We start from the raw sequence: 19,490 nt of genomic DNA on the forward strand, positions 1-19,490 counted from the left end.
CAAAATGGCGGCCGTGCCGCATCGCTCACTTGCAGGACAAAAATTCCGCGCGGTCTCCCTCGATTGAGCGATGAATTCCCGCCAGCCGGGAATGGCGGGGTTTCACCACCCGGAGCGGCGTAGCCGGACCCCAAATCACAGGAATCAGTCAGCAAATCTGACGGGGATGCTGCATTGCAATTGGCGCACGCTCCGGCGCCTCTGCTGTGGCCGCAATTGCAACAGAAAACACAACCAATATCCGGGGAACCTAATGCTCAATATGTGCAAGAAGCGATACCAGCTCCCCTTGCCGGTGGGTGTTGGTTTTCTGGAAGATCGACCGCAAATGGCTGCGGGCGGTCCAGATCGAGACCCCCAGCGCCTTGGCTGCCTGCTTAAGGCTAAGCCCCCTCGACAGCTGGAGGGCAACCGCGGATTCGGCCGGTGTCAGGTGGAACTCCTGCTGCAAAATATCTGCATTGGCATCATCCAGGTCTTCAACCTGCCGGATACTTAACAACGACTGTGCGCCGTCCAGTTTTTCACGGAACGCCGCAGGCAAGGGAATAACATCAATATAGACGGTTTTATCCTGTGAAACCTTCACCTTGACCGGCGGCGGCAACGGCTGTTCCGAGTTCTCATCATAGTCAATTCCAGCCCGGATCAGGCGGGACAACTTGGCATTCTGCAGCGGGTCTCTGATCCGGATGCTTTGCCAGTGCACAACCAGCTGGCATGCCGAACTGCCGTTCAGGACCAGGTCGACAAAAGCCAAGTTTCCCATCCTGTCCAAGGCCATTAGCCCATGGCACTTGCCACCGAGCAGGTCGGTCCATTGTTCCATCCATACAGAAGCCAACGTGCTGCACCCCTCATCACGTTTCCAGTCGTCGCGACTGGCCCGAATTGGCCTCGTGGGTGAAGTGCTATAGGGTCCCGCTGCGGCTGAAAACTCTCTGCAATGAGATGTGATATCTTTGCCCCTAAGCGCAATCAGCGGGCAGGTTTTCGCGCTGGCAGCAGCGTCCTGCAATCCATATGCACTTCTTACACATTCAATACTTCAAATGCACCGAAAAGTAAATCAGGCGTACTGCCTGCTGGCAGCATTTTCGGCGGAATTCATCTCACTCTCTGCCGGTATCAAGGACCTAAGCAGTCCCCAGTTATTTGATGACGAATGGAAGGTCTCCTTCCACCGCACAGGAGGATAATAGAGCACGGCTGCGTCTGAACGCTGCCTCCAGACAGGGGGGCAAACATAGGCCTATCCTGTGCATGATTGCCCAAATGGTAAGAACAGCGTGCTAAGTGGTTTTTGCTACGGCGACCAGGCTTGAGCACATGCTGCGGATAAATTCATCATGTCGACAGCCCGGGCAGCGACTTGACTGGCGGCTTCCTCCAAGGTTCCATGCCCCAAGTAAAATGCCGGAACCGGCGGCATCACGACAGCACCCATTTCAGTCACTGCCGTCATGTTCCGCAGATGCGCCAAAGTCAGCGGCGCTTCACGAGCCAAAAGGATCAGCCGCCTGCGCTCCTTCAGCTGCACACTGGCAGCGCGCGTCAGCAGATTGTCATCGAAACCATGTGCGATGGCGGCCAGTGAGCGCATAGAGCACGGCGCAACAATCATTCCCGATACTGGAACCGAGCCTGAAGCAATGGCAGCACCGATGTCATGCACGGGGTGGCAGCGCGCAGCCATCGCTCTCAACTCCTCAGAAGCTCCAGCCCCGCATTCCTGAGCCAGGGTCCGCTCAGCGGCCGCGCTGGCGACCAGATCAATTTCCGCTCCCAAATTCAGAAGATGCCGCGCAACCGCCAGGCTGAGAACAGCACCGGAGGCACCCGAAACGCCCAGCACGACCCTATGCGCACTCATGACATCAGTTCCGGCATCAGCCGGGACACAAGTTCCGCGGCAAAAGCCTGATCCTCGGCATCTGCTCGCATGACCCCGCCCCATTCACGCACCGTCTCGCTGCCGGTTTTCGTTGTGGCATCAATGCCGATCTTTCCGGCCAACCCGGGCTGCGGCGACGCAAAGTCGAGATAGTCCATCGGTGTGTTCTCCAGCACCATGACATCGCGGGACGGGTCCATTCGGGTAGCCAGAACCCAGGCGATGTCATCCCAGTTCCTCGGATCGATCTCCGCATCCACAGCGATCATCATCTTGGTGTAATTGAACTGCGGCAGCATCCCCCACAGCGCCATCATCACCCGGCGCGCCTGCCCAGGGTAGCGTTTGTCGATGCTGACAATGGCAATCCTGTAAGAACAAGCAGCCGGCGGCAGCCAAAGATCGCGAATCTCCGGGATCTGCGCCCGAACCGTTGGCAGGGCCAGCCGGTTAAACACCTCGCCGATGACCGCAGGCTCATCCGGCGGCCTGCCGGTATAGGTGGAGAGATACAGAGGATTTTCGCGATGCGTCACTGCACTCACCTGCATGACGGGAAAAGGTTCCGCCGGATTGTAATAGCCCGTGTGGTCACCAAAGGGGCCTTCGGGGGCAGTTTCCGAAGCAGACACCCAGCCCTCCAGCACAATCTCAGCATCGGCGGGCACCAACAGCGGGATAGTCTTGCAAGGCACCAGGCGAGGACGGGCTCCGCTGAGCGCGCCAGCAAAAGTCAGCTCCGACACGGTTTCCGGCAAGGGCAACGCCGCGGACAGCAGCGTGGCAGGGTCTGCCCCCAGAACCACAGCGGCGGGCATAGGCTCGCCCCGCCCTGCCCAGCCGCGGTGGTGCGCCGCCCCGCCCCGATGAGGCAGCCAGCGCATGATCAGCCTCGACCGGTCCAGAACTTGGGTCCGATAAACACCAGCATTGTAGCTGTTGATGTTTTCAGGGACGCTGCCGTGCGGCCGGGTGATCACAACAGGCCAGGTGATCAGCGGCCCGGCGTCCCCAGGCCAGTGGGTTTGTACTGGAAGGATATCCAGATTTGCATCCGCCCCCTCGCAGGCGATGGCCTGAACCGGGGCGGTTTTCACCATCTTCGGGCGGGTGGCCAGAGCCGCCATGAGCATCGGCCAGCGGGACAGAGCATCGCGCAGCCCGTCCGGCGGCGGCGGCGACCGGAGAGCCGCCAGAAAGCTTCCCAGATTATCCAATCCGTCCTGCGGCACCCCAAGCCCGGCGGCCACGCGCTCCGATGTCCCGAAAAGGTTCAAAACAACCGGGATATCCGAAACCTGGCCGCCCGCCAGCACCGGGTGATCGAATTGAAGCACCGGACCACCGGCCTCCAGCACCGTGCGGTGCACCGCTGTCATTTGGTGGCGCACGGAGACCGGGTCGGACACCCTCTGAAACTGCCCTGTGGAGAGGCACCAATTCAAAAACTGGCGGAGGCTGGGGAATGGCGGATGAGTACGAATGTGACCGCTCCAATTCTGATTTCCGCCGATCCCTAGCAAAGTTTCCCGCTGCGAATTTGTCCGCCGACAAACTCTGGCCGCGCGTGAGGCCATAGACCCGCTGCAATTGAAGCTACCGGCGGGAAAGGACTTCTTTTGCCACACACCCAGCCACAAATCCCAATTTGCCCGGCGGCCCTGGCGAAGCTGCTGCGCCTAACGCCCCTTGTTCCGGTATCACTATCGCTCACGGCCTGCTCAAGGCGTATTGCCAATCGCCACCCCGGCCTGTTCCGCCGCTTGGGTGAGCACAGCCGCAAGCGGTTCATCCTGGATCCCGCGGATTTACCCGTTGTTCTTTGTCTTGAACCCAATGGTGGCCAACCTAAGGTCCGCGCCCTGCGCGGCAGAAGTGAAGGTGACGCCCGGATTTCCGGCCCGCTGGCCGCGCTTCTGGGGCTGGTGCACGGGACCTATGACGGGGACGCGCTATTCTTTGCGCGGGATCTGGTGATTGAAGGCGACACTGCGGCGGCACTGGCGCTGCGCAACGCAGTGGATGACGCCGAACTTGACCTGTCGCAGGAGATCGCCGCAATGTCCGCGCCATTTTCCCGGTTCCTGTTGCGGGCCGTTGCCTATGCTCAGCGGCGCACAGGTGTCTCGCTGGCCCGGCCGGAGGAGGAAGCAGCATGGTGATGGAAATCGTCTGCCCGGCAGGCACGCCCGCGGCCCTGCGCGCTGCCGTCAAGGCTGGGGCGCATACAGTCTATTGCGGCTTTAACGACGAGACCAACGCCCGTAACTTCCCTGGCCTCAATTTCGATCGTGCAGAAATGCGCGAAGGCGTGGGTTTTGCCCACGATCACGGCTCCAAGGCGCTGGTTGCAATCAACACATTCCCCCGCGCAGGCGATCAGGTCTTATGGCACCACGCCATTGACGACGCAGCGCAATCCGGCGCGGATGCGGTTATTCTGGCGGACCCTGGCTTGCTGAAGTATGCCGCGCGCAACCACCCTGGCCTGCGGCTGCATCTGTCTGTTCAGGCAGCGGCCGCCAATGCCGACATCATCAACTTCTACGCCTGCACCTTCGGCGTGAAACGGGTGGTGCTGCCGCGAGTTTTGTCGGTGCCGGAAATCGCCGCCATCAACGCAGAAGCGGAAGTGGAAACCGAGGTCTTTGTTTTTGGCGGGCTGTGCGTGATGGCCGAGGGACGCTGTTCGCTCTCCTCTTACGCAACCGGACTGTCGCCCAATATGAACGGGGTCTGCTCCCCCGCTAGCCATGTGGAGTACCGCGACGAAAACGGTGCGCTGGATGCCAAGCTGGGCGGGTTTACCATCCACCGCGCAGCCAAGAACGAACCCGCGCCCTACCCGACCCTATGCAAAGGCTGTTTCTCTGCTGGCAGCCAAACCGGGCACCTGTTCGAAGACCCGGTTAGCCTCAATGCAGAGCAGCTGATCCCGCAGCTGAAAGAAGCTGGGGTTACCGCGCTGAAGATCGAAGGGCGTCAGCGCTCGAAATCCTATGTGGCGCAGGTCGTGCGCAACTTCCGCGCCGCCGTTGACGCGCTGGAGGCTGGCCAGCCGCTGCCGCAGGGCATGCTGGCGCGGCTGTCAGAAGGCCAGGCCGTGACCACCGGCGCCTACAAGAAAACCTGGAGATAGCCGCATGGAACTGACTGTTGGGCCGAACCAATTCTTCTGGCCGGCCGAAGACTGGAGCGCGTTTTACGGCTCCTTGGCCGAAGCCCCTGTTGACCGCGTTGTTATGGGCGAGTTGGTCTGCTCCAAGCGCCTGCCTTTCTACCAGGAGCGCATCCCCGAAGCGCTGGCCCTTCTAACCGAGGCGGGCAAGGAGGCTGTACTGACAAGCCTGTCCCTTGTAACACTAAAGCGCGAGCGAAAGCATACTGCGGATCTGGCCGCGATGGGGGTAACGGTTGAGGTCAACGACCTGACAACACTGGCGTACCTGCCCAAGGGAATGGGTTTTCACGTCGGCCCGCTGGTCAATGTCTACAACGAGGGCACATTGGCTTGGCTGGCCTCGCTGGGAGCCACGCGTATCTGCCTTCCGCCAGAGCTGCCGCTGTCGTCGGTTAGAACGCTTGCTCGTGCAGGCAGAGAGCTGGGCATCGCCATTGAAGTTTGGGGCCACGGTCGGCTGCCGCTGGCGATTTCAGGGCGCTGCTACCACGCGCGGCTGCACAAGAGGACCAAGGACAATTGCCAGTTTGCCTGCGAAAATGACCTGGACGGGCTGGATGTGAAGACGCTGGAAGGTCAGCCCTTTATGGCGATGAATGGAGTGCAGACTTTGTCGCACAGTTACGCCTGCACCGACTATCAGATCGAGGCACTCGCAGACGCCGGAGTTTCCGCCTTGCGCCTGTCACCTCAATCTCAGGGATTTACCCGTATTTGTCAGAATTATCGCGGCCGTGTGACTGGTGTTCTAGCGCCAGGTGCCATTGCCGCGGATGTGCAGAAGGCTTCCCCGCAGACCCGTCTCAGCGACGGCTTCCTGACAGGCCCAAGCGGTGTGGCCTGGTCCGCGGGTCCAATACCGTCGTGATCAAGCGCAAAGCCTTGAACGCTTTCTGGGATGCCCCGTACCGGCCGTTGTTCCTTTCAGCATTTCTGTACGCGCTTCTTTCTGTCGCCTGGTGGCCGCTGGGCGTTCAGTTAGGTCTCCCTGAACCGGGGCTGAAGCCAGCGGTTTTATGGCATGTCCACGAGCTGCTTTTCGGCTTTGCGGCCGCTGCCATTGCAGGCTACCTTCTGACAGCGCTGCCAGGCTGGACAGGACGGCAGCCATTGCGCGGCCCGGCACTAAAAGCTCTGGTTTCTGTCTGGCTGCTGGCTCGTACTGCTTCCGCCATGGATCTGCCGCTGGCCGCCGCCCTGTTCCTGAACAGCGCATTTTTCCTTGCCCTTTGCGGATACATCTTTAGCGAACTGGCTGCTGCACGGATTTATTGCAAGCTGGGCTACGCTGGAGCTGTGCTTGCCTTGGGACTGGGGGAAGCATTTTTTCTGGTTAACGCCAAAGCTGGAAATGTCTGGACTTGCCTAAACCTTGCGCAATCCGTTCTGATCGGGTTCCTGGTGCTGATGTTTTCCATCGGTGCACGGGCAATCCCAGCCTTCACCCGGAATTGGCTGGCGCTGTCCAGCCGTTCAAGTCTTCAAGTACAGGAATACCCCAAAACACGGGCTGTTTCACAGGTTCTGCTCATACTGGCCCTGGCCTTAAAACTTGCCGGAGCTGCGAATGCCGCAAATGTTCTTCTAGTTGCCGCGGCAATGGCAATGTTCTGCTCCATACCAGGCTGGAGAACTCTGGCTGTTCTTTCCAACCCACTTCTTGCCGCGTTGCACGTTGCCTTTCTGTGGCTGCCTGCTGGCGCATTGCTGGTTGGCGTCACCGGCCTGGATCTGGCGGGTTACCCGGTTTCCACGGCTATTCATGCCATTACCATTGGTGGAATGTCCGGCCTGGTTATGGCCATCGCCGGGCGGGCCGGGGCCCATTCCAGCGGCGGGACGATGCGCGCCAGCAAGAGCTATTCAATCGGGGTGTTACTAAACGGAGCCGCGGCTTGGATTCGCCTCTCAGTTCCGCTCTTTCCAGCTCTTACAGACAAATTGACCGTTGGCGCAGCCCTGTTGTGGTGCACTGGCTGGCTTGTCTTCATTGCAGGCTTCCTGCCCGCCCTATCCGGCCCGCCCCGCCGGCCCGTCCTGAGCGGACGGCGCCTCATAGCACAGGACCCGACGGAACCGTCAGCCCAGGCACCTGAGTGAACAGATTGCCTCATTTCCTAGATGGAAAAACACTGGAGGCACCAGTTGCAGAGTCGCTCCAGCACCAATCACTTGTGGTTTCTTGCCTCAAGATATCACCGGAATTCGGCTCGCTACTTGCCGCCGTTTCGCGGGGGCCTTTACCGTTGATGTGTTCAAGCTGCGCCAGCCGGCGCAGGAGGCAATTGCAAGGGGCTGGAATGCTGTCGGCGAACAGCTTTTGTCAGCCGCGTGCGCGGCAAGAAACCTGACAACACTCCCCGCCAATTCGGTACCTTGCACCCGAAGCAAGTTCACAACAGACCGCCGCGCTGGCACAGGCCAGAGGTAGGACCACCGCAAATCATCTGTGTTTGGAAATGAAAATCTAAGGTTAGGGGCACTCGGCCCCACGATGTATAGGACGAGGCAGGAACCATCCGCAGAAAGGAACGAAAGGTCTATTAAGGGACATCAAGCAATTCGGATGAGCAGCCCAAAAATGTACCAGGTGCATACGACTGTCCATGCAGATAGACACCTTCACTGAAGTCTGAAGGGTGCCAACCGCCGCATGTAAGGCGTGTCACGAATTACGAATTGATTTCCTGTTTCAATTTGATGCCAATGCGACCTCACCTGCATTGTCCCCAAGACCGCAGTCCGAGACCTGCCTCCGGAAACGGCTGGGAGTTACCCCCTCCTGCTGCCGGAATGCGCGTTCAAAGGCGGAGACTTCAGAATATCCAAGCCATGCAGAGACGTCTTGGAGGTGCGCACCAGGGATCAGCAGCATGCGCTTGGCAATTTCCATCCGGCATCCCGCTAGGAGGTGCGAATATTTTTGCCCCTCATCTTCCAGCCGGCGCCGCAAGGTGCGCCGGGACATGCCCAACGCGGCGGCGACGGCAGTTTGCTCAAAACTTTCTCGGCCGATCCGCATCATCAACTCGCGGCGCACCCGCACGGTAACTGGCGCGGCGCGTTCGCTCTGCCTGGCATTTTGAACAATCGACTGAGCTGCTTCCTTGAACGCAGGGTTGGCACCGCCAGGCAGCGGCAGATCCAGCAGTCCTGCAGAAAACACCAGCCGGTTCGCGGGGGATGCAAATTGCACCGGACAGCGGGGACCAGCCTTGCTGCCGCTTTGCAGAGCGCTTGATTCGTGCTCCAGCGACAGCAGCTCTGGCCGCCAATCCGGTCCGGCAGCAGACCGTATCAGGTTGTGGAAAACCGCCAGCGTCAGCTCCGCGTCCTGCCGCCGCGGCCAGATTCGGTTGTCCAAAATTCTATAGGTCAAAACGGCCTGACCGGCGTCCACTGCCAGCCGCAATTCAGAGTCGCTTTGCACAATAGGGAAAGCATTTCGAAACAGCGACAGTGCTGCACCAAGCGTTGGCGCCTGGTTTATGAATTCTCCAACCTCGCCAAGGTTTTGCAGGTTGAAAACAGAACCGACACGCCAGCCGAAATCGGGCAGTTTCAAAATGCTCGACGCGTGCTCGCAGAAATCCACAAACTGCTTCAGGCCGATCTCCCCCGCCAGGTCCGTGGGACCAATTCCAGCGCTGCGGAAAACCGGGGCAGCATCTCCGTTCAGAAACTCAACGGCCCGCAGCGGGTCGTTCAAAGTGGAGGCGGAAATCCGGGGCTGGTAGGTGTGTGGCATCGGGCAGTTCCTCAGGATTGCGCCAGAATACCGCAAAAATCCGCTGTTCCAGAAATTTTGCCGAAACCGGGGCCGCAGCGGCCGAATCTGTCCGGAAATGTCGGGTAGTTGTCCGGAAGTGTCCGCCACAAGGAACGGCCCGCTGGGGCACCTTGATTAAATGGCACCTCAAATTGGCACCTTTGATATCGCAATTGCAGGCGGCGGCCCGGCCGGATCGGTGGCAGCGGTTCTGCTGACGCGTGCCGGGTTCCGCGTGGCGTTGGCCACCCTTCCACCGCGCGGGCCGCGGTACGAGGGCATGTCCAGCCGCGTCGCTGCGATCCTGGCGCGGCACGGTTTGCCGCTGGAAGGAATTGGCCCGGCAGCCCAACGCCATGTCAGCTGGGGCGCTTTCCAGGGCGGGCAGAACAGCGAGCACCTGGCCGACCGCAGCGCGTTTGATGCCGGGCTGCTGGGGGCTGCGCAGGATGCGGGCGTCAGCGTTACCTATGCGGCGGTGTCCAGTGTTCGGCCGAATGCCGGTGAAATCCGCCTGGCCGATGGCCAACGCCTGTCTGCCCGGTTGCTGCTTGAGGCCCGCGGCCGCCGCGCGCCGCGCAAGAGCTCGGATAGGGACCGTGCTGATCTAGTGGGGCCAGATACAATCTCAGTTGCCGGATTTGCACCGCCGCAGGCTGGAGGCATAGAGACACCCCGGATCGAAGCGCGGCCTGATGGCTGGGTCTGGTCGGTTCCAGTGAAACGGGACTGCCTATGGCTGCAAGCCGTGGGCAGCGCGGCTACGCTCGGCCGTAAAGGCGGCAAGGCTGCCTTGGCTGCTTTGTGGGGGACCGTACTTTCAGACATCCCCTTGCCTGCCCGTCCGTCCGTTCATGCAATTGCGCCGCGGCTGGCGGCACCGGATTTGGACCCGCTCTGCCCGCGGCTGGGCGATGCGGCGGTAGCGTTGGACCCTTTGTCGGGACACGGGATGTTCTGGGCGGTGTCCTCGGCGCTGATGGCGGTGCCCATTGCGCGGGCGCTGCTGGCTGGGGAGGCAGAACTGGCCCGCGACTTCTACCGCAATCGGGTAGCGGAGACCTTCTGGCGGCAGGCCCGGGTGGGCCGGGACTTTTACCGCGAGGCGGGATTCAGCACCTCATTCTGGCAGCAGCGCGCGGCCTGGCCGGATGACACCCCTGCCCATGACACGGACATCCACCCGCATGTGAGCAAGCGCGTGGTGGTGCAAGACGGTTTTCTAGCGCGGCGGGAGGTACTGATCACCCGGGACGCCCCCGGTGGTGCGGCCTTTACCGCCGGACAGGAGATCGTCCCTCTGCTGCGCCGCCTGACCGGCCAGCCGCTGCCGGATGCCGCCCGCTTTCACAGCACGGTTCTGCCCGAGGCGCCGCCCCAGGCGGCGCGGGCGATCCATCAATGGCTTTTATCGCAAGGCTTCACCGAGGGGGCGCAGATCCCCTGGGACACCACAAACAGGGAGACTGATTCATGCAACTACAATCCCGCGGCCTGACAGCTGCACTTCTGATGTCAGTGGCGGGCGCCATGCCTGCGCTAGCCAGTGAGGAGCTGCTGCAGAATATCTGCTCCAGCTGCCACACGACGGAGGAAAACGGGCTGAGCCGGATCAGCGGTCAGCGCAAGACGCCCGAAGGCTGGATGATGACCATCGTCCGGATGCAGCAATCGCATGGGCTGGACATCAGCGCAGAGGACCGCCGCGCCATCGTGCAGCATCTGGCGGACACCCAGGGCCTGGCCCCCTCCGAAGCAGCGCCGTTCCGCTATGCTCTGGAGAAGGATCCAAACGCGCAGGAGAGCTTCGACGAGCCCTTCGCCTCAATGTGCTCCCGTTGCCATACCGGCGCGAGGGGGCTGCTGCAGAACCGCACCGCGGAGGAGTGGGAGCTGCATATGGATTTCCATGTCGGCCATTTCCCAACCATCGAATACCAGGCGCTTGGCCGCGACCGGGAGTGGTACAAGATCGCCCGGACCGAGATCGCGGGCTTCCTGGCGGAGCAGAATCCGCTGGAGACTGCTGCCTGGACAGATTGGCAGGCTGCGGAGAAGCAGCCGGTGGCGGGCGATTGGGTGGTGATGACCGATCTGCCCGGCATCGGTGAGGCCTATGGGAAGCTGTCGGTCACGGGCGATGCCTCGCCCTATCAGGTCAGCGGCGAGTTCGTGACGGCGGACGGCACCGTGCATCCCGCGTCCGGCCAGATGAACCTCTACACCGGCTATGAATGGCGTGCAAATCTGGACATTGGCGGCACCCCCTACCGCCAGGTGCTGGCGCTGTCGGAGGATGGAAACAGCCTGCAGGGCCGCCAGTTCGACCGCGGCAACGATGCCCTGGGCGCGCCGCTGAGCGGTGTCCGGGAGGGGGCCGGCAGCGTCATCCTGGGCACAGTTCCTTCTGCCGTTCCGGCAGGGGAAGTGCAGGTACAGGTGGTGGGCACCGGACTGGAAGGTCTGGACGCCTCTGCTGGTGAGGCCACTGCGAACACCTTTGGCGCCGCGCTTTCGCTGGCAGCGGAGGGCAACGGCGTTGTCACCTTCAGCGCGGGCGGGGCTGAGGGGCAGATCGCCCATTACACCTCCGTCGACAGCCTTCGGGTGGAGCCTGAGTTTACCATCGCCCGCGTGGGTGGCGGCAGCGAGGAAGGCCCGGCGGCGGTGCCTGCCTATTTCAACGCGGTTGGCATGTGGAACGGCCCCGACGGCGAGGCCGGAACCGAGGATGACGTGCGCATTGGCCGGGTCGAGGCGCAATGGAACGTGGCCAACGCGCATGAACATGCGGCGCACATGAAGGACACTGAATTTGCAGGCGAAATGCAGTCAAACGGTATCTTCCTGCCCGCAGTTGCCGGCCCCAATTCCGACCGTCCCTTCAGCGCCAACAATGCGGGTGAGCTGAAAGTCCAGGCCGAGGCGATGGGCCAGCAGGCAGAGGCAATGCTGATCGTCACCGTGCAGCGCTTCATCGACCCGCCAATCCGCTGAGACCTGGGAGAGAGACCATGAAAGACTTTCACTATCAGCCGGCCAATGCGCACCGGGTTGAGGTCGAGGGACGCGAGGTTCTGTTCCACGTCCCCACCACCTCGATCTTCGAGATGGACGGGGTGGACCGGGATATCCTCGACTATGTGGCGCAGGAGCAGGCGTTCTCGATGAACGAGTTCGAGGCACGGTTCGCGGCATCGGATGCGGCGGCGCGGCTCGACGGGCTGGTGCGGCTGGATATCGTCAACGACGGCCGACCGCTGCAGCCGGAGCGCCTGCCAATCGAGATCGAGACCTTCCCGCTTACGACCATCGTTCTGAACGTCAACACCGGCTGTAACCTGGCGTGCTCCTACTGCTACAAGGAGGATCTGGCGGTGCCGTCGAAGGGCCAGAAGATGGCCTTTGACACTGCACGGAAGTCAGCGGAGATGCTGCTGGCCGAGAACCCGGACCGGGACAGCTACAACATCGTGTTCTTCGGCGGCGAGCCCCTGTCGAACCTGCCGTTGATCCGGAAGGTGGTGGACTGGGCTGAGCCGCATTTTGCGGCGCTTGGCAAGGAGGTGAACTTCAGCCTCACCACCAATGCGACGCTGCTGACCGAACCGCTGATCGACTGGCTGGACGAACACCGCTTTGGCCTGACGGTTTCCATCGACGGGCCCAAGGCGCAGCATGACCTGAACCGCAAGACGGTGGGCGGCAAGGGCACCTATGACACGGTGGCTGCCAAGGCGCGGCTGCTGCTGTCGCGGTACAAATCCAAGCCGGTGGGTGCCCGTGTCACCCTGACCGCAGGGATCACCAACATCGTGGAAATCTGGGATCATCTGAAGAACGACATCGGTTTCGCCGAGGTAGGCTTCTCGCCGGTCACCTCGGGCGAGATGGATGCCTTCAACCTCAACGGCGCCGAGCTGCTGGAGGTGTTCGAGGGGATGAAATCCTTGGGCCGCCTGTATGTCGAGGCGGCGCTGCAGGGCCGCAACATCGGCTTTTCCAACATGCATCAGATGATGAACGACCTCTATGAGGGGCGCTCCAAGGCGCTGCCCTGCGGGGCCGGGGTTGGGATGCTGGCAGTGAACCACGATGGCGCGCTGAACCTTTGCCACCGGTTCACCGGCTCGGAAATGGGCCAGTTCGGCACCGTCGACGAGGGCATCAAGCGCAAAGAACTGTCGGGCTTCATCAAGGCGCGGTCTGACCGCACTGAGAAGGGCTGCGCCACCTGCCGGATCCGCAACCTGTGCGCGGGCGGCTGCTACCACGAGAGCTATGCCCATTTCAGCGACCCGATGATGCCCACCTATCACTACTGCGACCTGATGCGCGACTGGATCGACTTTGGCGTCGCCGCCTATGCCCGGCTGATCGCCCAGGCGCCGCAGTATTTTCACCAACATGTTGCGCCGAGGAGGGCGTTTGGAAAATGAAACCGCTCAATCAGAAAGCCGAACGCGTGCAGCAGGCCGCGGCCGAAGGCCAGATGGACGAGGTCCGCGCGATGCAGACCGTGACTGCCGGATGCGCCACAACATTCGATCCGGGCTGGGAGGTTGATCCCTTTGGCGGGCTGGCCGCGCTGTGCCAGCCGATGGAGGCGGACCTTTACGGCTGCTCCGACCCCTGCTGGTGGCCTGCGCAGGTGCCCGACATCATGGTCAACCACCCGAACTGGGACGAGGGCGCGCCCAATGCCGCCAAGGACTGGCGCGCGCTTGGCGCCACTTATCCCACCGATGCCGAAACCTGAGGAGACCCGCATCATGAAATCCGCGCTTTTTGCTGCTGCCGCGTTTTGCGCGTCAGCCCTGCCGCTGGCCGCTGGCGACCTTCTGGTGACGGTGGCCCGGCCCTCCAACCTCTATGTCTTTGACGCCGAAGACCGCTCGGTCAAGGCCGACTGCGACCTGGGGGCGAATGTGACGCCCGGTGTGATTGCCATGTCGCCGGACAACCGCATCGCCTATGTGCTGCTGAACCATTGGCAGGATGTGGTCGGGGTGGATATCGAGACCTGCGAAAAGGTCTTTCACGCCGCCCAGTCGGAGGGCGATGTGACCCGCCGCTCCTTGGCGTCGCTGGCGGTCTCCAAGGACGGCAGCCAGATCTACACGGTGCGCAATCCGGTGCGCAAGAAAACCGACCGCTACGAGGTGATGCAGCCGGAGTTTGCCGTCTATGACGCGGGCGCCGGGCTGGAGGCCACGCCGTCCGCCACCTATGAGGCGCCGCGGCGGTCCACCCTGATGGCGAGCGACCGCAACGGCCAGGTCTATGTCGCAGGGCATGAGATCTACCGGGTCGATCCCGGCACTGGCGAGACCGAGGTGGCGATTGCCAATGCCAGCTGGGACCGCCCCACATACAGCCCGCCCGATGTGCTGGCCTTCTGGCCGACCGGCAGCCAGAACGACGAGATGCTGCTGATGTATACGGCGGCGGTCTTTACAGACGAAACTCAGCAGGAAATGGCGGATTTCGTCTGGGGCTACCAGTCAGTTGATCTGAACAGCGGAGAGACCGAGATCGCCGATTTTGCCTCTTTCGAGGTGCTGATGTTCTCGGCTGTGCGCAGCGCGGTGGATCCCAAACACCTCTATGGCGTCTATACCCAGCTGTCCAAGCACAACCTGGAAACCCAGGAGCTGGTCAAGCGGGTGGACCTGCCGCACACCTATTACGTCATCAATGTCTCCAGCGACGGGAAGGAAATCTATGTCGCGGGCACCAATGACGACATTGGCATCTACGACAGCGAGACACTGGACCGCGTGGGCGAGATCCGGATCCCGTCGGGCGGGGATATGTCCGTCTCCACCCTGCATGTCGTGCCGCAGGGATGAACAGGCCTGCTGCCAAACTCTCCCCCCAGCCGGGCGGTGCTGCTGCCCGGGACTGGCCGCGCCTGCCTTCACGCGTTGGCGCCGCACTTTTCACGCCCGCAACTGCGAGGTGGCTGCTGCCGCTGTTGCGCCCGCACCGGCGGCGGCTGGCGGTTCTCCTGCTGATCAGCTTTGCCGCTGCCGCGCTTGGCCTGCTGCCGCCCTATATTAGCAAGCTGGTCATTGACAGCGGGCTAATGGCGGGAGATGCCACGCAGCTGGTGATTTGGTCGCTGGCTTTGTTCGGGATCGGCCTGCTGGCCACCGGCACCGGCGCGCTGAGCAATATACTGCACATGCGAGCCTCGGTCCGAATGCTGGCGCGGATGCGGCAGCGACTGCTGTCGCGGCTGTCCGCCAAGCCGGTCGGCTGGTTTGCTGGCCAGCGCGCGGGTGAGCTACTGGCGCGGATTGATGGCGACGCGGCGGAAGTACAGAAATTTGCGTTCAACGCGGTGCTGAGCGGCTCCTCGGCACTGATCCGGCTGATTGGCGGCTCCATGATGCTGATGGTGCTGGACTGGCGGCTGGGGCTACTCACGGCGCTTCTGGCACCTGCGGAGCTGGCCTTTCTGATCTGGGCGCGGCCCCGAACCGAGCGCCACGCGGCAGCGGTGCGCGAGATGCAGGGGCAGTATGCGGCGGGGCTGTCCGAGACGCTGTTCGGCCTGCCCGCGCTGCAGGCCGCGCGTGGTGCAGAATGGGCGCAGCGGCGCAGCCTGCGGGATCATGCCGGACTGAGCCAGAAGCTGATTTCACAAAACCTTTGGAGCGAGTTCACCCGCGCAGTACCAGTGCTGTTGTCGGCGCTGACACGCTCCGCGATTTTTCTGGCGGGCGGCCTGATGGTGATCCGCGGCCAGTGGCCATTGGGCTCGCTGATGGCCTTTATCGCCTATATGGGATTTATGACCGGGCCGATGCAGTCTCTGCTGGGACTGTGGCACGCACAGGCGCGGGTCAAGGTGGCCGCGGCACGGCTGGATGCGGTGATGCAATCACCCTCTGCCCCTTCTAACCGTTTCTCTCCTTCCGGCTATGGTCTGCAATTAGACAATGTAACCATTTCTCGCGGAAACACCCCTCCTCTGGGTCCGCTCACCCTGAGCATTCCCGAGGGTGCCAGAGTGGCCCTGAAGGGGGCCAGTGGCACGGGCAAGACGTCGCTCCTGGCTGTACTATGCGGGCGGGCACAGCCCTTGGCCGGACATGTCGCTCTGGGCGGCGCGGACTTGCGCCTGCTTGGCGGGGACAGCCTGCCTGACCGTGTAGCCCATGCCGGGCAGCGGCCCTTCACTGTGCGGGCCAGTCTGCGCGGCAACCTGTTCCAAAGCCGCGCCTTCTGGGTGAAGCCTGAGAATGAAGCGCGGGTGTGGGAGCTGCTGGAGCTGTTCGGCCTGGCGGACAGGTTCCGCGGTCCTGAAGGCCTTGACACGATGCTGGGCGAAGGCGGGCTGACACTGTCAGGCGGTGAACGCCAGCGGTTGTGTTTACTGCGGGCGCTGCTGACGCCGTTTGATATCCTGATCCTGGATGAGGCACTGTCGGAGGTGGATCCTGCCACTGCGACTCGGATCCTGGCCTATATCGATGAGGCCTTTACCTGCACCACCCGCATCCTGACCGCCCACGGCGGTGCGGCGGCGAGCGGGAAATTCGACTTGGTGATCGAATTGGCAGAGGTGAAGTCATGACACGCGCACCGTTGATAGCGCTGATTGACGGGCCGCTGGCTGCGGATGCTCCGGGCTTCGCAGGCCGAGCGGATATCTGCGCCATGCACCCGAGAGCGGCAGAAAGCCCGGCGGCACTGCATGCCAGCTGCATGGCCGCTGCCATCCACGCAAATGCAACAGGCGCGCGGATCCTTGGGCTCAGCATCTTTGCGGGCCGCTTGTCCACCTCTCTTGCCAACGTGGCGGAGGCGCTGCACCGGGCCGCGGTGTCGGAAGCGGAGATCGTTCACTGTTCCTTTGGTCATGGTAAGTCCAGTCCGCTGATGGATGAGGCGGTAGCTGCGGTTCTGGCAGCGGGAAAGCTGCTGGTCGCCTCTGCCCCGGCGCGTGGCACGCCGGTTTATCCGGCAGGGTGCGCGGGCGTGGTTTCAGTGCAAGGCGATGCCCGCTGCAACAGCAGCCAATGGTCGCTGTTGAACTTGCCGGGCGCACAATACGGCGCCTGCCCCGTCACCTCTGGCGTTCCGGTCCGGGGTGCCAGCCTGGCAGCGGCGCATTTCACCGGGCTGCTGGCCCGGGCCTGCATGAGCGGCGGCATTGAGAACATGCTGCAAAACCCGTCCTTCACCGGCCGGGAACGCATCGGGACAGGAGGCCCGCAGGCCGCATGATCTGCTTTGACAACTGGAACAGCACGCTGCGCGCCAATTGCGGCCACTATTATGCGACCCCGGATCGGGCCTCAGGAAATTGGGCGGGATCGTTTGACCTTCACCGGCGCAGCGGCATTGATGTGGCCGAAATCCGCTGCCTGCCGGCCCGGATTGAGCGCACCCGCAAGGGTATTCTGCGCGACGATCAGGAGCATTTCTTTTTGCTGCGCCAGCTGGAAGGGGAAACCGGCATCCTGCACGCGGGCCGCGAGACCCTACTGAGACCCGGGGATTTTCTGCTGCTCGACTCCACCCGCGCGGCGGAGCTGAGCATCAGTGGCGGGCCTGCCGCCTTTCTGTCGGCGCATCTGCCGCGGGCGCTGGTGCTGGAGAGACGCAGGGATATACCCGCAGCAGGCTGCAAGATCACCCCGGCGCATCCGCTGCACGCCAGTCTGTGCGGGCTGCTGGATACAAAGGGCGCAGTCGACAACGCAGAATATATCTTTGATTTAGTGCTGCTGGCCTTTGCCGACGGCCCTCACTCGGGGGCGGGCAATTTGGGCAGCCGCAAGAACCGGTTTCGGCTGGTGCGCGAGACGCTGGAGCTGCTGAGCACCGACCCGGGGCTGACAGTGGACGCGCTGGCCGCTCGCACCGGGCTGTCGCGGCGACAGTTGCAACGCGAGTTTCAGGACAACGGCACCACTTTCACCGGCTGCCTGACCCGCGCAAGGCTTGCAGTGGTGGCGGCCAAGCTGCGCCACGCGGCGCGGCAGGGCGTCCGGGTGCCGATTGCCCAGATCGCCTATGGCGCTGGGTTCGGCGATATTTCCCATTTCAACCGCAGCTTCCGTCAACAGTTCGGCTGTTCGCCGCGCGGGTTCCTTGGCAGCTGCAATCGCTGCGGATTTTTGGCGCAGGACGCAAACTCTTTGGCACCTGCCACCAAGACCGCGCCGCCGGGCCGTGCTTGTCTTTTTCAATCAAACCCGGCTGACGGTTAAACAGGGAGAACGGCAATGGACTATGGCATGCTGGTCAACGGCGAACAGGTTTCGGCGGAGCGCATGATCGAGGTGATCAACCCGGCAACGGAGGAGGTGTTTGCCCGCGTGCCGCATGCCTCCGAGGCCCAGATGGAGCAGGCGGTGGCCGCCGCCAAGGCGGCCCAGAAGGCCTGGGCGGAAACTCCAATGGCCGAGCGGCGCGCCAAGGTCGAGGCGCTGGCTGCCGCCATAGGCGAGGAAACCGATGAGCTGGCACGGCTGATCACATTGGAGCAGGGCAAGCCGCTGCCTGAGGCGCAGGGCGAAGTCGCTTGGTCGCAAGGTTATCTGGCGCATACAGCCACGCTGGAGCTGCCGGACCGGGTCATTCAGGACGACGAGGAGTTCCGGATCGAGACCCGGCACAAGCCGCTGGGCGTGGTGGCGGGCATCATCGCCTGGAACTTCCCGCTGCTTCTATGCTGCTGGAAGATCGGGCCTGCGCTGATGGCGGGCAATGCCATTGTGCTGAAGCCCGCGCCGACCACCCCCGTCACGGCACTGAAGCTGGGCGAGATCTGCGCGCGGATCTTCCCGGCGGGGCTGGTGAACATCATCACCGATGCCAATGACCTTGGCCCCAAGCTGACGGCTCATCCGGATGTGGCCAAGATCGGCTTTACCGGCTCGTCCGAGACCGGCAAGCGGATCATGGCGAGTGCGGCGGACACCATGAAGCGGGTTACGCTGGAGATGGGTGGCAACGATCCGGCCATCGTGCTGCCGGATGTGGACGTGAAGGCGGCGGCCGAGAAGGTCTATGGCGGGGCGTTCCTGAATGCCGGGCAGGTCTGCCTGGCGGTGAAACGCGCCTATGTGCACAGCGAAATCTATGAGGAGTTCTGCGCCGAGCTGGCGGCGCTGGCCGAACAGGCAGTGGTCGATGACGGCATGAAGCAGGGGACGACCATTGGCCCGATCCAGAACAAAGCGCAGTTTGAGAAGATAAAGGGGTTCCTGGAGGACGCCCGCGCCTGCGGCCGGATTATTGCGGGCGGGGCGGCCAAGGACGGTCCGGGCTATTTCGTGCCCCCCACTATTGTGCGCGATGTGACCGACGGGCAGAAAATCGTCGATGAGGAGCAGTTCGGCCCGGTGCTGCCAGTGATCCGCTTTGACGACATTGGCGACGTGATCGCCCGCGCCAACGCGTCCGACTACGGGCTGGGCGGGTCGGTGCATTCCGCCGATACCACCAAGGCGACCGAGATTGCCGGGCGCATCGAATCCGGCACCATCTGGGTCAACCAGCAGCTGAACATCGGCCCGCATATCCCGATGGCGGGTTTCAAGGGCTCTGGCCTCGGCGTCGAACAATCGGTCGAGGGGCTGGCGGAATACACCCAGATGCAGGTGATCAACGTCGCCCGCGGCTGA

17 protein-coding genes are annotated in these 19,490 nt (G+C 62.5%); 13 read left to right on the forward strand and 4 right to left on the reverse strand.

Translation table 11 applies throughout. The features are described from left to right. Window positions 1-250 precede the first annotated feature (250 nt). From GC1_RS19355 to GC1_RS19365, 3 genes are all read right to left on the reverse strand, one after another. Window positions 251-829 carry a helix-turn-helix transcriptional regulator gene (locus GC1_RS19355; protein ID WP_019297889.1) on the reverse strand — a complete coding sequence of 193 codons (579 nt, stop codon included), beginning with the start codon at window positions 827-829 and terminating at the stop codon, window positions 251-253. A 477-nt stretch (window positions 830-1,306) separates the two neighbouring features. Further along, window positions 1,307-1,873 (reverse strand): UbiX family flavin prenyltransferase, encoded by a 567-nt coding sequence (locus tag GC1_RS19360; RefSeq protein WP_019297890.1) that lies wholly within the window; start codon window positions 1,871-1,873, stop codon window positions 1,307-1,309. Then, window positions 1,870-3,378 carry a UbiD family decarboxylase gene (locus GC1_RS19365; protein WP_029204988.1) on the reverse strand — a complete coding sequence of 503 codons (1,509 nt, stop codon included), beginning with the start codon at window positions 3,376-3,378 and terminating at the stop codon, window positions 1,870-1,872. The genes GC1_RS19360 and GC1_RS19365 overlap by 4 nt, the downstream gene beginning before the upstream one ends. Window positions 3,379-3,567: 189 nt before the next feature. Between GC1_RS19365 and ubiT the strand changes: the two genes are divergently transcribed. The 4 genes from ubiT to GC1_RS19385 are packed head-to-tail and all read left to right on the forward strand — an operon-like array spanning window position 3,568 to window position 7,175. Then, complete coding sequence (ubiT, locus tag GC1_RS19370; RefSeq protein ID WP_443136567.1) at window positions 3,568-4,056, forward strand: ubiquinone anaerobic biosynthesis accessory factor UbiT; 489 nt, start codon at window positions 3,568-3,570, stop codon at window positions 4,054-4,056. Beyond that, on the forward strand, window positions 4,056-5,033 hold the full coding sequence (gene ubiU / locus GC1_RS19375; protein WP_029204990.1) for a ubiquinone anaerobic biosynthesis protein UbiU: 978 nt from the start codon (window positions 4,056-4,058) through the stop codon (window positions 5,031-5,033). Before ubiT ends, ubiU begins: the two co-directional genes overlap by 1 nt. Before the next feature lie 4 nt (window positions 5,034-5,037). Further along, on the forward strand, window positions 5,038-5,943 hold the full coding sequence (gene ubiV, locus GC1_RS19380; RefSeq protein WP_019297894.1) for a ubiquinone anaerobic biosynthesis protein UbiV: 906 nt from the start codon (window positions 5,038-5,040) through the stop codon (window positions 5,941-5,943). After that, window positions 5,940-7,175: an NnrS family protein gene (locus GC1_RS19385; protein WP_019297895.1), complete on the forward strand. Its 1,236-nt coding sequence runs from the start codon at window positions 5,940-5,942 to the stop codon at window positions 7,173-7,175. Before ubiV ends, GC1_RS19385 begins: the two co-directional genes overlap by 4 nt. A gap of 592 nt (window positions 7,176-7,767) precedes the next feature. On the opposite strand, the gene qhpR is transcribed toward GC1_RS19385, so the two are convergent. Beyond that, window positions 7,768-8,784: an AraC-like transcriptional regulator QhpR gene (gene qhpR, locus GC1_RS19390; protein WP_237754643.1), complete on the reverse strand. Its 1,017-nt coding sequence runs from the start codon at window positions 8,782-8,784 to the stop codon at window positions 7,768-7,770. Between the two features lie 199 nt (window positions 8,785-8,983). Here qhpR and qhpG point away from each other — a divergent pair, with 199 nt between their 5' ends. From qhpG to GC1_RS19435, 9 genes are read left to right on the forward strand one after another with little or no spacing between them, the layout of a single operon-like run. Continuing rightward, window positions 8,984-10,342, forward strand: a complete 1,359-nt coding sequence (qhpG, locus tag GC1_RS19395) for a flavin-dependent monooxygenase QhpG (protein WP_019297897.1) — start codon at window positions 8,984-8,986, stop codon at window positions 10,340-10,342. Continuing rightward, on the forward strand, window positions 10,318-11,841 hold the full coding sequence (peaA, locus tag GC1_RS19400; RefSeq protein ID WP_019297898.1) for a quinohemoprotein amine dehydrogenase subunit alpha: 1,524 nt from the start codon (window positions 10,318-10,320) through the stop codon (window positions 11,839-11,841). Before qhpG ends, peaA begins: the two co-directional genes overlap by 25 nt. A 17-nt stretch (window positions 11,842-11,858) precedes the next feature. Then, on the forward strand, window positions 11,859-13,283 hold the full coding sequence (gene peaB, locus GC1_RS19405) for a quinohemoprotein amine dehydrogenase maturation protein (protein WP_019297899.1): 1,425 nt from the start codon (window positions 11,859-11,861) through the stop codon (window positions 13,281-13,283). Further along, window positions 13,280-13,603, forward strand: a complete 324-nt coding sequence (gene qhpC / locus GC1_RS19410) for a quinohemoprotein amine dehydrogenase subunit gamma (RefSeq protein WP_019297900.1) — start codon at window positions 13,280-13,282, stop codon at window positions 13,601-13,603. The genes peaB and qhpC overlap by 4 nt, the downstream gene beginning before the upstream one ends. A gap of 13 nt (window positions 13,604-13,616) precedes the next feature. After that, window positions 13,617-14,696, forward strand: coding sequence for a quinohemoprotein amine dehydrogenase subunit beta (gene peaD / locus GC1_RS19415; protein WP_019297901.1), 1,080 nt, complete (start codon window positions 13,617-13,619; stop codon window positions 14,694-14,696). Then, window positions 14,693-16,429 (forward strand): ABC transporter ATP-binding protein, encoded by a 1,737-nt coding sequence (locus tag GC1_RS19420; protein WP_019297902.1) that lies wholly within the window; start codon window positions 14,693-14,695, stop codon window positions 16,427-16,429. Before peaD ends, GC1_RS19420 begins: the two co-directional genes overlap by 4 nt. Then, complete coding sequence (locus tag GC1_RS19425; protein WP_019297903.1) at window positions 16,426-17,082, forward strand: hypothetical protein; 657 nt, start codon at window positions 16,426-16,428, stop codon at window positions 17,080-17,082. Before GC1_RS19420 ends, GC1_RS19425 begins: the two co-directional genes overlap by 4 nt. Then, window positions 17,079-18,071 carry a helix-turn-helix domain-containing protein gene (locus tag GC1_RS19430; RefSeq protein WP_019297904.1) on the forward strand — a complete coding sequence of 331 codons (993 nt, stop codon included), beginning with the start codon at window positions 17,079-17,081 and terminating at the stop codon, window positions 18,069-18,071. Before GC1_RS19425 ends, GC1_RS19430 begins: the two co-directional genes overlap by 4 nt. Window positions 18,072-18,086: 15 nt before the next feature. Further along, window positions 18,087-19,490: an aldehyde dehydrogenase family protein gene (locus GC1_RS19435; protein WP_019297905.1), complete on the forward strand. Its 1,404-nt coding sequence runs from the start codon at window positions 18,087-18,089 to the stop codon at window positions 19,488-19,490.

It is taken from the genome of Leisingera sp. ANG1, assembly GCF_000203975.2.
Taxonomy (GTDB): domain Bacteria; phylum Pseudomonadota; class Alphaproteobacteria; order Rhodobacterales; family Rhodobacteraceae; genus Leisingera.

Excerpts from the sequence above, each read along its gene's own strand:
- GC1_RS19355 (WP_019297889.1), bottom strand. The coding sequence starts at position 829 with ATGGAACAATGGACCGACCTGCTCGGTGGCAAGTGCCATGGGCTAATG.
- GC1_RS19360 (WP_019297890.1), bottom strand. The coding sequence starts at position 1,873 with ATGAGTGCGCATAGGGTCGTGCTGGGCGTTTCGGGTGCCTCCGGTGCT.
- ubiU (WP_029204990.1), top strand. The coding sequence starts at position 4,056 with ATGGAAATCGTCTGCCCGGCAGGCACGCCCGCGGCCCTGCGCGCTGCC.
- ubiV (WP_019297894.1), top strand. The coding sequence starts at position 5,038 with ATGGAACTGACTGTTGGGCCGAACCAATTCTTCTGGCCGGCCGAAGAC.
- qhpG (WP_019297897.1), top strand. The coding sequence starts at position 8,984 with ATGGCACCTCAAATTGGCACCTTTGATATCGCAATTGCAGGCGGCGGC.
- peaA (WP_019297898.1), top strand. The coding sequence starts at position 10,318 with ATGCAACTACAATCCCGCGGCCTGACAGCTGCACTTCTGATGTCAGTG.
- peaB (WP_019297899.1), top strand. The coding sequence starts at position 11,859 with ATGAAAGACTTTCACTATCAGCCGGCCAATGCGCACCGGGTTGAGGTC.
- qhpC (WP_019297900.1), top strand. The coding sequence starts at position 13,280 with ATGAAACCGCTCAATCAGAAAGCCGAACGCGTGCAGCAGGCCGCGGCC.
- peaD (WP_019297901.1), top strand. The coding sequence starts at position 13,617 with ATGAAATCCGCGCTTTTTGCTGCTGCCGCGTTTTGCGCGTCAGCCCTG.
- GC1_RS19420 (WP_019297902.1), top strand. The coding sequence starts at position 14,693 with ATGAACAGGCCTGCTGCCAAACTCTCCCCCCAGCCGGGCGGTGCTGCT.
- GC1_RS19425 (WP_019297903.1), top strand. The coding sequence starts at position 16,426 with ATGACACGCGCACCGTTGATAGCGCTGATTGACGGGCCGCTGGCTGCG.
- GC1_RS19430 (WP_019297904.1), top strand. The coding sequence starts at position 17,079 with ATGATCTGCTTTGACAACTGGAACAGCACGCTGCGCGCCAATTGCGGC.
- GC1_RS19435 (WP_019297905.1), top strand. The coding sequence starts at position 18,087 with ATGGACTATGGCATGCTGGTCAACGGCGAACAGGTTTCGGCGGAGCGC.